Origin of the sequence: Mesorhizobium sp. M1328 (assembly GCF_040318075.1) — a bacterium.
Taxonomy (GTDB): Bacteria; Pseudomonadota; Alphaproteobacteria; order Rhizobiales; family Rhizobiaceae; genus Mesorhizobium.
In genome coordinates this window covers 227,421-240,837 of the sequence record NZ_JAMYLO010000001.1, presented here as the reverse complement: position 1 = coordinate 240,837, position 13,417 = coordinate 227,421, and the positions used below count along the sequence as shown (strand labels likewise).

16 protein-coding genes are annotated in these 13,417 nt (G+C 63.5%); 8 read left to right on the top strand and 8 right to left on the bottom strand.

Translation table 11 applies throughout. From position 1 onward, the window contains the following. Window positions 1–91: 91 nt before the first annotated feature. Window positions 92–217 (bottom strand): hypothetical protein, encoded by a 126-nt coding sequence (locus NKH23_RS01185; protein WP_013528464.1) that lies wholly within the window; start codon window positions 215–217, stop codon window positions 92–94. A gap of 215 nt (window positions 218–432) precedes the next feature. Here NKH23_RS01185 and NKH23_RS01180 point away from each other — a divergent pair, with 215 nt between their 5' ends. From NKH23_RS01180 to NKH23_RS01170, 3 genes are all read left to right on the top strand, one after another. After that, complete coding sequence (locus NKH23_RS01180; protein WP_352717117.1) at window positions 433–1,242, top strand: transglutaminase-like domain-containing protein; 810 nt, start codon at window positions 433–435, stop codon at window positions 1,240–1,242. Window positions 1,243–1,364: 122 nt separating this feature from the next. Continuing rightward, a complete protein-coding gene (locus tag NKH23_RS01175) occupies window positions 1,365–2,330 on the top strand; it encodes a cation diffusion facilitator family transporter (protein WP_352911821.1) in 966 nt (321 codons plus the stop codon). A gap of 79 nt (window positions 2,331–2,409) precedes the next feature. Beyond that, complete coding sequence (locus NKH23_RS01170; RefSeq protein ID WP_352911819.1) at window positions 2,410–2,814, top strand: GFA family protein; 405 nt, start codon at window positions 2,410–2,412, stop codon at window positions 2,812–2,814. A gap of 45 nt (window positions 2,815–2,859) precedes the next feature. Here the strand turns inward: NKH23_RS01170 and NKH23_RS01165 are convergent, their stop codons facing one another. Beyond that, complete coding sequence (locus NKH23_RS01165; protein ID WP_352911817.1) at window positions 2,860–4,122, bottom strand: DNA recombination protein RmuC; 1,263 nt, start codon at window positions 4,120–4,122, stop codon at window positions 2,860–2,862. A gap of 103 nt (window positions 4,123–4,225) precedes the next feature. Between NKH23_RS01165 and def the strand changes: the two genes are divergently transcribed. The 4 genes from def to truA are packed head-to-tail and all read left to right on the top strand — an operon-like array spanning window position 4,226 to window position 6,982. Beyond that, window positions 4,226–4,756 carry a peptide deformylase gene (gene def / locus NKH23_RS01160; RefSeq protein ID WP_352455964.1) on the top strand — a complete coding sequence of 177 codons (531 nt, stop codon included), beginning with the start codon at window positions 4,226–4,228 and terminating at the stop codon, window positions 4,754–4,756. Between the two features lie 16 nt (window positions 4,757–4,772). Further along, window positions 4,773–5,702 (top strand): methionyl-tRNA formyltransferase, encoded by a 930-nt coding sequence (gene fmt / locus NKH23_RS01155; protein WP_352912211.1) that lies wholly within the window; start codon window positions 4,773–4,775, stop codon window positions 5,700–5,702. Next, window positions 5,699–6,208 carry a GNAT family N-acetyltransferase gene (locus NKH23_RS01150; protein ID WP_352717121.1) on the top strand — a complete coding sequence of 170 codons (510 nt, stop codon included), beginning with the start codon at window positions 5,699–5,701 and terminating at the stop codon, window positions 6,206–6,208. The genes fmt and NKH23_RS01150 overlap by 4 nt, the downstream gene beginning before the upstream one ends. Before the next feature lie 18 nt (window positions 6,209–6,226). Further along, a complete protein-coding gene (gene truA / locus NKH23_RS01145) occupies window positions 6,227–6,982 on the top strand; it encodes a tRNA pseudouridine(38-40) synthase TruA (RefSeq protein WP_352911814.1) in 756 nt (251 codons plus the stop codon). Here truA and NKH23_RS01140 read toward each other — a convergent pair. Continuing rightward, window positions 6,964–7,572, bottom strand: coding sequence for a transporter (locus NKH23_RS01140; RefSeq protein WP_254815875.1), 609 nt, complete (start codon window positions 7,570–7,572; stop codon window positions 6,964–6,966). The two genes, truA and NKH23_RS01140, sit on opposite strands and share 19 nt — an antisense overlap. A 2-nt stretch (window positions 7,573–7,574) precedes the next feature. After that, complete coding sequence (dapE, locus tag NKH23_RS01135) at window positions 7,575–8,774, bottom strand: succinyl-diaminopimelate desuccinylase (RefSeq protein WP_352911811.1); 1,200 nt, start codon at window positions 8,772–8,774, stop codon at window positions 7,575–7,577. 129 nt (window positions 8,775–8,903) lie between these two features. Between dapE and NKH23_RS01130 the strand changes: the two genes are divergently transcribed. Continuing rightward, window positions 8,904–9,935: a 2-dehydropantoate 2-reductase gene (locus tag NKH23_RS01130; RefSeq protein WP_352911808.1), complete on the top strand. Its 1,032-nt coding sequence runs from the start codon at window positions 8,904–8,906 to the stop codon at window positions 9,933–9,935. Here the strand turns inward: NKH23_RS01130 and NKH23_RS01125 are convergent. The 4 genes from NKH23_RS01125 to dapD form a co-directional block, all read right to left on the bottom strand. Next, a complete protein-coding gene (locus NKH23_RS01125; protein WP_352911805.1) occupies window positions 9,925–11,025 on the bottom strand; it encodes a GGDEF domain-containing protein in 1,101 nt (366 codons plus the stop codon). The two genes, NKH23_RS01130 and NKH23_RS01125, sit on opposite strands and share 11 nt — an antisense overlap. A gap of 233 nt (window positions 11,026–11,258) precedes the next feature. Continuing rightward, window positions 11,259–12,047, bottom strand: coding sequence for a hypothetical protein (locus tag NKH23_RS01120; RefSeq protein ID WP_352911803.1), 789 nt, complete (start codon window positions 12,045–12,047; stop codon window positions 11,259–11,261). A 21-nt stretch (window positions 12,048–12,068) separates the two neighbouring features. Further along, window positions 12,069–12,446 (bottom strand): DUF805 domain-containing protein, encoded by a 378-nt coding sequence (locus NKH23_RS01115; RefSeq protein ID WP_352911800.1) that lies wholly within the window; start codon window positions 12,444–12,446, stop codon window positions 12,069–12,071. Between the two features lie 30 nt (window positions 12,447–12,476). Continuing rightward, window positions 12,477–13,331 carry a 2,3,4,5-tetrahydropyridine-2,6-dicarboxylate N-succinyltransferase gene (dapD, locus tag NKH23_RS01110; protein WP_352911797.1) on the bottom strand — a complete coding sequence of 285 codons (855 nt, stop codon included), beginning with the start codon at window positions 13,329–13,331 and terminating at the stop codon, window positions 12,477–12,479. Window positions 13,332–13,417: the final 86 nt, after the last annotated feature.

Below are 13,417 nucleotides of genomic sequence, written 5' to 3'. Positions count from 1 at the left end.
CCATCCATAGGGGATGCGCGTGCGCTTAATGAACAATCATACCGGCCGCGTTTGCGGCCGGTCGAAATCAGCCGAAACGGTAGCTGCGGCCCTACTTGTCCTTCAGCTTCATCGCCTTCACCGGCGGTGCCTTCAGGGCCGGCGCCGGAGCGGGTTTCTTCGCGTCCTTCTTCGGCTTGCGGGCTTCCTTGCCTGCCTTCATCGCACCCTTAGCCATGATTCGTTCCTCCAGTTGATGTCTGGCGAAGTGAAACAAGAGAAAACGCTCGACTGCAAGAGGCCGCTGCCGTGCAGTCGCCCTGGCCGATGGCTGTCAACCGGTTTCTAATTCCCTCGTAAACCGCAGCGGTCCGTGCCATGGTCTTCTTCGCCCTGCAGCATCAGCCCTTGCGATTCGCCGGCTGATGATCAGGCAGGCCGGTCAGGACGACAATGCGGATCCACATCGGTTGCCAGATGAGCTTCGATTTCCCGCAGGAAACACCGCTGATCGCGATGCTAAATGTCCATTATTCGCGCGCATCCGATCTTGAGCGGCCGGACTTCCTGACGTCGAACCCGCCGGTGCCGATCGAAAGCTACCGCGACAGTTTCGGCAATTGGTGCAACCGTCTCGTTGCGCCGGCCGGGCGCTTTGCGTTCGGCACGGACGCGGTCATCCGCGACCCCGGCTCCTTCGAGACGCGCGAGCTGACGGCGTGGCAGCACGAGGTGCGCGATCTGCCGTCGGAGACGCTGCTGTTCCTGCTGCCCAGCCGTTATTGCGAGAGCGACGTGCTGGCGAATGAAGCGTGGCGGCTGTTCGGCAGCACCCCGCTCGGCATTCCGCGCGTCCAGGCGGTCTGCGACTTCGTCCACAACCACATCGTCTTCAACTATTTCAATGCGCGCCCGACGCGCACCGCCGCCGAGGCCTATCGCGAGCAGAGTGGTGTGTGCCGCGACTTTGCCCACCTCGCTGTTGCCTTCTGCCGCGCCCTGAACATTCCGACCCGCTACTGCACCGGCTATATCAGTGATATCGGCCTGCCAAAGCCGTGGTCGGACATGGATTTCGCCGCCTGGATGGAGGTCTATGTCGGCGGCCGCTGGCACGCGTTCGACCCGCGCAACAACGCGCCGCGCATCGGCCGTATCCTGATTGCCTCCGGACGCGATGCCGCCGATGTGCCGCTGACCCACATTTTTGGGCCGGGCGCGCTGGCTGGCTTCAAGGTCTGGACGGACGAGGTCGTCGAATAGCCCCGCGCCGCCCTTTTGAACAACTGACCTTTTGAACAACTCGACACTTCGGGCGTTGTGGGAACTGTGGAGCGTGGGCGGGCGCTCCGCCAATCTCGGTGCATCAACCAAGGCAGCACACCATGGCGGCGCATGGCGGGTCGAAAAAAGTGATCTATGCGGCGCTCGCCGGAAATCTTGCGATCGCACTGACCAAATTTGCCGCTGCCTTGTTCACGGGCAGCTCGGCAATGCTCTCGGAAGGCGTCCACTCGCTCGTCGATACCGGCAATGGCAGCCTGCTGCTTTACGGCATGCACCGTGCCGCCCGGCCGGCCGACCGCACGCATCCGCTCGGCCATGGCCGCGAGCTGTACTTCTGGAGCTTCATCGTCGCGCTCCTCGTCTTTGCACTGGGCGCCGGCATATCGTTCTACGAAGGCGTGACGCACATCATGGCGCCGGAGCCGATCGCCAACGCCAAGGTGAACTACGCTGTCCTTGGCCTTTCCTTCCTCTTCGAAGGCACCTCTTGGCTGGTGGCGCTGAAGGAATTCCGCCACCAAAAAGGCAGCCACGGCTGGCTTGAGGCGGTGCAGCTCAGCAAGGATCCGAGTGTCTACACCGTACTCTTCGAGGACAGCGCGGCACTTCTCGGCCTCGTTGTCGCCTTCGCCGGCATATTGGCAGCGGAACGGCTGGACATGCCTAAGCTCGACGGCGCCGCGTCGATCGGCATCGCGCTCATCCTGGGCGCGACCGCGATCTTCCTGGCGCGCGAAAGCAAAAGCCTGCTGCTCGGTGAGCCGGCCTCGCCCGAGGTGCAAACAAAGGTGCTGGCCATCGTCCAGCAGGACCCGGCGGTGCAACGCGCGAATGGCGCACTGACGCTGCATATGGGTCCGCAGGAGATCGTAGCCGCTTTGAGCATCGAGTTCGAGGATCATCTGTCTGCGCCGGAGATAGAGACCTGCGTCGAGCGCCTCGAGACACGGCTGAAGGCGGAGATGCCGGAGGTGACGCGGCTCTTCGTCAAGCCGCAGACCACCGGCACCTGGGAACGCCGGAGCAAGGCCTTGGCGGGGGCATCCGGACAAGAACCGGCCTAAGGAAAATGGCTTGAGGAAACCGATGCGTCATCGGGCAGTCCCGGCTATGATCGCAGGCAAAAGCTAGGGAGGAACGAAGATGAAAATCGACGGCGGGTGTCATTGCGGCGCCATCACTTACGAGGCCGAAGTCGATCCGGAAAAGACCACCATTTGTCACTGCATCGATTGTCAGAAGCTAACCGGAACGGCCTTTCGCGTCACGGTGCCGGCGTCCGAGGACAATTACAGGATCACCAAGGGCACGCCGAAGATCTACATCAAGACCGGTTCGAGCGGCGCCAAGCGCGCTCAGGCATTTTGCGGTGAGTGCGGCTCGCATCTCTACGCCACGTCGGCGGGCGAGGGACCGAAGGTTTACGGCATCAGGGTCGGGACGGCACGGCAGCGCGATCAACTGGTGCCGAGAAAGCAGATCTGGCATCGCTCGGCGCTGCATTGGCTGCCGGAATTCGAAGGCATGACCATCATCGAGGAGCAGTAGCGCCAGACCCGGGCGAAGCGCTCGCCTCCGGTTCCGGCGGAGCTCTCAATCGTCGCCTTCGACGACCCTTAGCCTCAACTGCCCGGTTTTCGAATCGGCGACGCGCGGGCTGCTTTCCGCTTTTGCTCCGCTGCCATTCGAACCAGTGGTGTTCTCCGCCGGCTGCACGCCAAACTCCAGCGCCTCGATCTTTTGTCCGCGCCTGGTCACCTTCGATGTCGAGACCAGAATGTCGTCGATATCCTTGGCCGATTGGCCGAAATGCGTCTGCAATTTGCGCACCCGCTCGTCGAGCCGAGACACGTCTTCCATCAGCCGGATAACCTCGCCCTGGATCAGGTGCGCCTGCTCGCGCATGCGTGCATCCTTGAGGATTGCCTGGATGACCTGGATCGACAGCATCAAAAGCGATGGCGAGACGATGACGATCCGCGATCGATGCGCCTTTTGGACAACGGCTTCGAAATTCTCATGGATTTCGGCGAACACCGATTCCGAGGGCACGAACATGAAGGCGGTGTCCTGCGTCTCGCCCTGGATCAGGTATTTTTCGGAAATATCCCGGACATGCACCTCGATGTCGCGGCGGAAAGCCTGTGCGGCGGACTTCTGCAGGTCGGCGCCTTCGGCGGCCCGAATGGCATTCCAGGCCTCGAGCGGAAACTTTGCATCGATGGCAAGCGACGGTGCGCCGTTCGGCATCTTCACCAGGCAGTCGGGCCGGCTGCCATTCGACAAGGTCGCCTGGAATTCATAGGCGCCGTGCGGCAATCCGTCGGCGACGATGGCTTCCATGCGCGACTGGCCGAAGGCGCCGCGCGTCTGCTTGTTGGAAAGGATCGCCTGCAATTGCACGACCTGGCCGGCCAGCGACTGGATGTTGCCTTGCGCGACATCGATAATCGCCAGCCGTTCCTGCAGCTTGGCGAGGCTCTCATGCGTCGATCTCGTCTGCTCGGTCATGGTCTGGCCTAGGCGGCCGGTCATGGCATCGAGGCGCTGGCCGATCGACTGTGTCAGTTCCGCTTGGCGCGCCCCGAACACTTCTGCGATGGCGCCCATGCGGCCCTGCATTTCCGCCTGGCTTGCCAAGATGCCGGCCATCCGCACCTCGGCGTCGCGGGCGTGGTCGGCGGCTTCGGCGGCCGCCACCGCACGCGCCTTGGCCGATCGCCAGAGCGCAACGACGAGCGCCACGAACAGTCCGAGGAACAGCATTGCGCCGAAACCCAGGGCATGGCCGAGCGTGATCGTGGTGGCGCCGAGCCGGGCGACAGGTTCGGACAGGATGGTGGCCAGATCGTTCATGCCGACAGCATAGATGATTCGGTCTACCGGCACAGATCAAAACGTGAACGACCCGAAGGCGCCCCGGTTGACGCTTTTCCTGCGAGGTCTTAGGTGAGACGCCATGTCGATCAAGCCGCTTATCATCCTCCCCGATCCCGTCCTGCGCCAGGTTTCAAAACCGGTCGAGCGTGTCGACGGCGACTTGCGCAAACTGGCCGGCGACATGCTGGACACCATGTATGACGCGCCCGGCATTGGCCTCGCTGCGATCCAGGTCGGCGAACCCTTGCGCATGCTGGTCATCGACCTCGCCAAGGAGGACGAGACGCCGGCACCGCACGTCTTCATCAATCCCGAAATCCTCGAAAGCTCCGACCAGCGTTCGGTCTATGAGGAAGGCTGTCTGTCGATCCCGGACTACTACGCCGAGGTCGAGCGTCCGGCAGCGGTGCGGGTGAAATATCTCGATCGCGACGGCAAGCTGCAGGAGATCGAAGCCGAGGGGCTGATGGCGACCTGCCTGCAGCATGAAATCGACCATCTCAACGGCGTGCTGTTCATCGATTACATCTCCAAGCTGAAGCGCGACATGGTGGTCAAAAAGTTCAAGAAGCTCGCCAGGGACAAGGCGCCAGGCAAGATGGTGGGATAGGGGTCGACGAATGCCCCTGCGTGTCATCTTCATGGGTACGCCTGAATTCTCCGTGTCGACGCTGCGGGCGATTGCCGAGGCCGGGCATGAATTGGCAGCCGTCTACACGCAGCCGCCGCGCGCCGGCGGCCGGCGCGGGCTCGAACTGACGCCGTCGCCGGTGCAGCGCGAGGCGGATCGGTTGGGCGTCGAGGTTCGCACGCCGGTGTCGCTGAAGGGCGAGGCGGAGCAGGAGGCGTTCCGCGCGTTGGGTGCCGACGTCGCCGCGGTAGTCGCCTACGGGCTGCTTCTGCCGAAACCCATTCTCGAGGCGCCGCGGCTCGGTTGCCTCAATGGCCACGCATCGCTGTTGCCGCGCTGGCGCGGCGCCGCCCCTATCCAGCGCGCCATCATGGCCGGCGATACCGAGACGGGCATGATGGTGATGCGGATGGAGGAAGGCCTCGACACCGGGCCGGTGGCAATGGTTGAAAAATGCGCCGTTGGACCCGACATGACGGCCGGCGATCTGCACGACCGGCTGATGGTGTTGGGTGCGGCTCTGATGGTGCAGGCGCTCGAACGGCTGGAACGGAATACACTGACATTTACCACACAGGCCGAGGTGGGGGTGACCTACGCCAAGAAAATCGATAAATCGGAGACTCGCATAGACTGGCTGCGACCTGCCGGCGACGTGCACAACCAGATTCGCGGCCTGTCGCCCTTTCCCGGTGCATGGTGCGAGGCCGAAATCGGCGGCCGCATGGAGCGGCTGAAACTGCTTCGCTCGACGCTCTTGCAAGGCGCCGGCGAACCGGGAGGAATTCTCGACGATCGGCTGACGGTCGCCTGCGGGTCAGGCGCGATCAGGCTGGTCGAAGTTCAACGTGCGGGCGGAAGGCCCATTGCCGCGCAGGAGTTTCTGCGCGGGGCCAAGCTCGAAAAAGGAATGAAATTGTCATGAGCATGATGTCCATACGCGCGGCGACGCCGCGGGACCGCGAGGCGATCCGCCTTGTCGAAGAACACGCATTCGGCCAGCAGGCGGAGGCCGGACTGGTCGACGCGCTGGTCACCGGCGGTGATGCCGTCGTCGAACTGGTGGCGGACGAAGACGGGCAAGTGGTCGGCCATATCCTGTTTTCACGGCTCTTCGTGCAGAATGGCGGCAAGAGCTTCCCGGCGGTGGCTTTGGCGCCTCTGGCGGTCGAGCCGTCGTTCCACGGCACCGGCATCGGCGGTGCGTTGGTCCGCGAGGCTCATATCCGCCTGAAAGCTGCCGGCGAGACGCTCGCCGTGGTGCTCGGCGATCCGGCCTATTATGGCCGCTTCGGCTACAACCGCGCCCGTGCAGTAAAATTCGAGAGCGAGTACCAAGGCGAGGCTTTGCAGGCGCTTGCCTGGGGCGAGGCGCCGGAGACCGGCAGGCTGGTCTACGCCTCGGCCTTCGGCTCAGCCCTCGCCGCCTGATTTCGCCTCGATCCGGGAATGCCGCGTTTTCGCCTCGACATCGAATATGACGGCAGTCTCTTCGCCGGCTGGCAGCGCCAGGCCAACCAGCCTTCGGTGCAGCAGGCGATCGAGCAGGCGATCGAGAAGTTCTGTGGTGAGCAGGTTTCGCTGCGCGCCGCCGGCCGCACCGATGCCGGCGTCCATGCGACCGCTCAGGTGGCGCATTTCGATCTGATCAAGGCATGGCCCGGCGACAAGGTGCGCGACGCCGTCAACGCGCATCTGCAAGCGGCCAAGGTGCGCATCGCCATCCTGAAGGCCGCCGTCGTGCCGGATAGCTTCGATGCGCGTTTCTCGGCGATCGGCCGCCATTACCTCTACCGCATCGTCAACCGCCGCGCGCCGGCGGCGCTCGACAAGGGCAGGATCTGGTGGGTACCGAAGCAGCTCGATGCCGGTGCCATGCACGAAGCGGCAAAGGTGCTGCTTGGCCGGCATGATTTCACCACCTTTCGCTCGACCCAGTGCCAGGCCACCAGCCCGGTCCGCACGCTCGACCGGCTGGATGTCAGCCGGGCGGGCGATTTCATCGAAGTCCGCGCTTCGGCGCGGTCATTCCTGCACAACCAGGTGCGCTCGATGGTCGGCTCGCTCAAACGTGTCGGCGAAGGCGGCTGGACCATTGCCGACCTCAAGGCGGCGCTCGAGGCGCGCGACCGTGGGGCCTGCGGTCAGGTGGCGCCGCCCGACGGGCTGTTTCTCGTCGGCGTCGATTATCCTACGCCTGGCTGATCCGGCACGCTGATACCGAGCAGCGCCTGCAGGCCGAACAGGACGATCAGCGACGCCACGAACATACCGGCAAAAACAGCGCTGCCGACAGCCGCACCCCTGCCGATCGCGACGTTGGTCATCCGCCAGGTCAATACCATCGACAGCGCGAACAGCAGCAGCGACACCAGTCCGGAGACTTCGTTGGCCGACGTCAGGAAAAGCCGGATCAACGCTGATGGCAGCATCATCCAGGCGATGATCGCCGAGGCCCAGTTGCTGGCCACGACATAATGGACGAAACGGCCGCCGACGCCGACCCGCGGCGCCACCAGGGCGAGGCCTATGAGCGGCAGCACCCAGGCGCCGATATCGACAGTGGCCAGGCGGATCAACATGCTGAAACGGCCGACGAATGCGTTGGGATCGCCGATCTCGTTGGCAATACCGACCCAGCCGACGATCAGTGCCGGCGCCGCGACGACGATGGCAAAAAAGGAGTTCCAGAAACCGTCCGCCGAAAGGTCGAGCAGGCGAAATCCGTCGGCCTTGCCGAGCATCAGCCGCCAGGCGCCGGCAAGCGAAGCGTAGGTTTCATCCGCGGAAAGCATCACTAGGATATGTCCTGCGCAAACCAGTCTTCAACGAAGCGCAGATAAATCTGCGTCAGCGTCTCGAGGTCGGCAATCGCCACGCGTTCGTCGACCATGTGCATGGTCTTGCCGACAAGTCCGAATTCGACCACCGGACAATAATCCTTGATGAAGCGGGCATCGGAGGTGCCGCCGGAGGTGGAGAGCACCGGCTTCCTGCCGGTCACCGCCTTGACCGAACCGCCAAGCGTCTCGATCAACCTGTCGTCGCGTGTCAGGAAAACATGGCTCGGCCCGTCGCGCCAAGCGATCTCGTAGTCGACCGGCGTCTTCTTGCCGGCGCGGTATTTCTTGCGTTTCGCCGCCCGGTCGAGGCGATTGTGGATCTCGGCCTGGATTGTCTCGGCGGTCCATGTGTCGTTGAAGCGAATATTGAAGGTAGCCGCCGCCTTCGCCGGGATCACGTTGGTGGCAGGGTTGCCGACATCGATAGAAGTGACCTCAAGATTGGTCGGCTGGAAATCCCTTGTTCCGTTATCGAAGACCGGGTGAAGCAAGGCGTCGACCAGCGTTACCAGGCCACGCACCGGGTTGTCGGCTAGCTGCGGGTAGGCGGCGTGGCCCTGGCGGCCGTTGACGGTGACCGTGCCCGACAGCGAGCCGCGCCGGCCGATCTTGATCATATCGCCGAGCGCGTCGGGATTGGTCGGCTCGCCGACGATCGCAGCATGCCATTTCTCGCCTTTGGCAGCCGCCCATTCGAGCAGTTTCGTCGTGCCGTTGATCGCCGGCCCTTCCTCATCGCCGGTTATCAGCAGCGAGACCGACCCCTTCGGGCCGCCCTTCTGCGCGATATGTCGCGCTACCGCCGCGACGAAACAAGCAATGCCGCCCTTCATGTCGACGGCGCCGCGGCCGAACATCTCGCCATTGGCGATCTCGGCGGCAAAGGGCGGGTGCGTCCAGGCTGTTTCATCGCCCACCGGCACCACATCGGTATGGCCGGCAAACATCAGATGCGGGCCGTTGCCGGAACGCCGCGCGAAAAGGTTCTCTATGTCCGGTGTGCCGGATTCGGAAAACACCGGGCGCTCGACAGCAAAGCCGAGCGGCTTCAACATTTCTTCCAGCGCGCTCAGCGCACCGCCTTCGGCGGGCGTCACGGAAACGCAGCGAATGAGAGCAGCCAGATTTCTAGTGGGATCGGTAGGCAGCGTCATGGGCAAAAGCGATAGTCGAAAGCGCAAGGCCTGTCACGGCCAGACATAAGGGCCAGCCATGCCGCCGACATTATGGTTTTCATGTCGTATAACTGTGACAAGGCCTCTCGACCAGGACAGGGCCATCGCATGGTCGCGCGTGGCAAGACGATCGTAATCGCCGGTGCCGGCAGTATCGGATGCTACGCCGGCGGCTGCCTGATACTTGCCGGGCGAAAGGTGGTTCTGCTGGCGCGACCGCGCATCGAGCACGCGCTGCAAAAAGGTGGATTGCGCATCACCGACCGTGATGGCCGCGACCGTTCCGTCAAGTCGGAGGCATTGTCGGTCACGGCTGATCCGGCCGCGGCGTTCCCCCGTGCCGATGTCATCCTGGTAACGGTCAAGAGCGGCGCGACGCAAGACATGGCCGGGCTTATTGCGGCCCATGCCCGACCGGACACGATGATACTCAGTCTGCAGAACGGCGTCGACAATGCCGATAAATTGCGAGCCCATCTCACCGCCCGGCCGGTGCTCGCGGGTATGGTGCCGTTCAACGTGGTCCAATCGCCGGAGGGCGAATTGCCGCTTCGCCTGCACCGCGCCAGCGGCGGCAAGGTGATGATCGAACAGGGTCCGACAGGCCTTGACGAAGTGCTTGACGTCGAGGGCTTTGCCGTCGCCACGCATGGTGACATCGAAGCGGCGCTATGGGGCAAGCTGCTACTCAACCTCAACAACGCACTGGTGGCGCTTTCCGGCCTGCCGCTGACGGCAGAGCTTGCCGATCGCCGCTGGCGGCTGATCCTGGCCGGCCAGATCGACGAAGCGTTGGCGGCAATGACGGCGACAGGCATCGAACCCGCTCGCATCGCCGGCCCGCGTCCCGCACTGCTGCCGAAAGTGCTTCGCCTGCCCGACTGGCTGTTCAAGTTCTTGGCGCGGCGGATGCTTGCCATCGATCCGGCCGCGCGTTCGTCGATGTGGGATGACCTTCAGCGCCGCCGGCCGACGGAGATCGGCGAACTGCAAGGCGCGGCCCTGCGCTTGGCCGAAAAGGCCGGCACGCCGGCACCTTTGCTGAAGCGTGTGACGGCACTGGTGCGCGCGGCCGACCAGGAGAGGCGCGGATCGCCCTGCCTGACGCCGGAAGCCGTCATCGCGACCGTCAGATCGTAGCCCGCACAGGCGCCCAATAACGGCCCTTGCCGGTGCGCTTGGCTTCGTAGAGCGCATGGTCGGAACAGGTGAGCAGGATTTCCGGATCGCCGCCGTCTGCGGGTGCGAATGCGCTGCCGACACTCAAGCCGACATGGATGGCGGAGCCGACCCCGAGGTCGAAAGGCACCGAGACCTTTTCGATGGCCCGCTTTGCCAGGTAGGTGGCCTCGATCTCCGAGGTTGCGGGCAAAAGGATGACAAATTCATCGCCGCCGATGCGGAAGACCACGTCCCCCGGCCGGAAGCCGCGCTTCAATCGTTCGGCCACCTTGCGCAGCAGCACGTCGCCGACGGCGTGGCCAAAACGGTCGTTGACCTGTTTGAAGCCGTCGAGATCCATGCTGAGCACTGCAAACGGCTTGCCGCCATTGGCGGCCGGCGCCGCAAGGTCGCGGCACATGTCGCGCAATTTCTCCTGCAGGAAGATGCGGTTTGGCAGGCCGGTCAGCGCGTCCTTGATGGCCAGGTCGCGATTGTCCAGCTCGGCGCGGATCATGCGGGCGTTGATCGCGTGGTTCTGAAGCAGCACGATGATGACGCCGGCAACATAGAACAGCGTCTGAATTCCGACGATCGGCATTCCGGGCGCCGCAGAAAACAATGCACCGACCACGTAAGGCAGGCTTACGGCCAACATGACGAATATGGCGAAGCGCGGGGTCGCCGCATTGCGTGACGACACCACGCCAACGACACCTGCGACATTCAAGGCAGCCAGTACGGACAGCGCCATATTCCCGCTGGCAACACAGCCATAGCAGCCGAGGCCGAAAACGACCGACCAGACGCCGCTGGCTGCCATCAGGCCTGCCAGCGGCCCTTTCGAGCCGCGCCTGCGGGCCCGCTCGCATTCCCGCATCAGCAGAACGCGGACGACGAAAAGCATCAGGTCGGCTGCGATCCAGGCGTAGGGCCACCAATCCTTGGTGGCAAGTGCGGCGCTGACCGCAACCACCAGAACGCTGATGGTGCCGAACAGGACTGCGAATTTGCGGTCGAAAGTGGTGTCGAGCAGCCGGGCGCGGACGGCTTCCGGTTCCAATCTCATCGGCGAAGAGAACCAGGCAAACAGGCGAGCGCCGGCGGTCCACGTTTTGCGCGGCTCCTTGGTGGTCAGAGATAGGTCGCTTGTCAGTCGAGCGCTCCGTGCCGGTCGACACAGTCTTCGCCGGCATGCTGGGCGAGGGTGATTAACATTCGCTTAGAGCATCCGGCGCAAAACCGGGGTTTCGGAACTCCCCGCTCTGCCGCTCTAGCGGATCTGCCGCCGGCTCGCGGGTTTTAGCTTGCCGGCCCCGGTTGTTTGCGGACCGCAGGCCGACGCGGCGGACCCGGCTCGGGATCGGTCTTCGCCGCACGTGCCGGCTGCCCATGAGGGGTTTCGATCAGCGTGATCTTCTGCCAGATCTTTCGAGAGAGGTTCGAAGCCAGGTTCTCGATGTCATTGACGCCGTCGATGACCACGGCGTCGTTCACCGATTGCGCGAACAGCGCGGCGATCTTGCCGGTGATCGACAGCATTTCGGAGCAATAGTCGAGATAGCGGGCAAGGTCAGCGGCGTTGGTGATGCGGGCTGGCGAATGCGCAGTCGGCTTGAAACTGGCTGAAAGTGCTGCCGGATCCTTGGTCAGCTGGTGCATGTCAATGACGTGGATCAGCGACCGCAGCCCGTGGAGCTGGCGAAACACCCGCTTGCGCTTGATCCGCTCCTCGGAGCGGATCAGGGCCAGGAAGCCCAGCACGGCGAGGATGATCATGTTGAGCGAGGCTTCGATGCCTTGCACCGACTGGAAGGCATCGTGGTTTCCAGAAATGCGGCCAAGCGGCAGGATTGTGCCGACGAAAAGGAACATCAGCGCTCCGACGACGAAGGCGGCGATGATGAGGCCGCGCAGCCACCAGATCGGCGCCTCCAGCGCCTTGGCTGCCTTTGCCAGATCGCGCGACAGCGACACGAGCTCGGCGGCGACGCCGCGCAAGCCTGCATTGGGAAAGCGCTCGGCGACACGCCCTTCCAGCCGTTCGGCGGTTTCGAGGATCAGTTTCGGATCAAGCGAGCGGTAGCGCATGACGAAATGTCCAATCGGCGCTCAGGGTTCGGCCGGTGCATTGGTGCGCTTGCCATAGCGGTTGGGGCCGGGTTGCCCCGGAAACAGGCAAAGCACGAGGAAAGCGATGATCGATACAACCGGTACGAACAGCACCAGCGCCGCAACACCCGGCTTGTCGAGGTCATGCAACCGCTTCACCGCCAACACGACGTTCGACCAAAGCGAGGCAATGAAGGCGATGAAGAAAATGAACGACCACATGTTGCTCTCGGTGGTGCCTTCCGGCACCAGCGTGAAACGGTAGAGCGGGAAGGCCTGTATGATGGCCACCAGCAGTCCTCCAAGAAAATAGGCCGCGCGGCTGACGCGGCCCGAAGCTTTGAAGAAAAGCCAGATAAGGTCAGATCCGTCAGGCAAGCGAATTCCATCCGTATTCGTTGGGAAAGATCAATCGCGAAGCAATTCGTTGATCGAGGTCTTGGAACGGGTCCTGGCGTCGACCCGCTTGACGATGACGGCGCAGTAGAGGCTGGGGCCGGGCTCGTTGTTTGGAAAAGGCTTGCCCGGCAGTGAGCCGGCCACGACGACGGAATTGGCCGGCACCTCGCCGTAGAAGATCTCGCCGGTGGCGCGGTCGACGATCTTGGTCGACTGGCCGATGAAGACGCCCATGCCGAGCACCGAGCCTTCGCGCACGATGCAGCCTTCGACCACTTCGGAACGGGCGCCGATGAAGCAATTGTCCTCGATAATGGTGGGACCCGCCTGCATCGGCTCCAGCACGCCGCCGATGCCGACGCCGCCCGACAGATGCACATTCTTGCCGATCTGGGCACAGGAGCCGACCGAAGCCCAGGTGTCGACCATGGTGCCGCTGTCGACATAGGCGCCGACGTTGACGAAGGACGGCATCAGCACGGCGCCGGGCGCGACATAGGCGGAGCGGCGCACGATCGACGACGGCACGGCGCGGAAGCCCGCCTTCTCGAAATCGACGGCGCTCCAGCCGTCGAATTTCGAGGGCACCTTGTCCCACCATACTGCCTGACCGGGACCGCCCTTTATGATCTCCATCGGGGTAAGCCGGAAGGACAGCAGCACCGCTTTCTTCAGCCACTGGTTGACATGCCATTTGCCGTCGGCCTGCCGCTCGGCAACGCGGGCGACGCCCCGGTCGAGCAGGTCGAGCGCCGATTGGATGGCCTCGCGCGTCTCGCCGCGGGTTGCGGTCGAAATCGTGTCGCGTTCCTCGAAGGCGTTCTCGATAATCTCCTCGAGGCTCGCGAGATCGGGCTTCGACATGAATTCGCTCCATTACCAAGCTGTTAAGGGCCGGCGCCTTAACCTGTTTGAAAGTCGCGCGGACCCTATGTGAAGGCTTGGGGAGG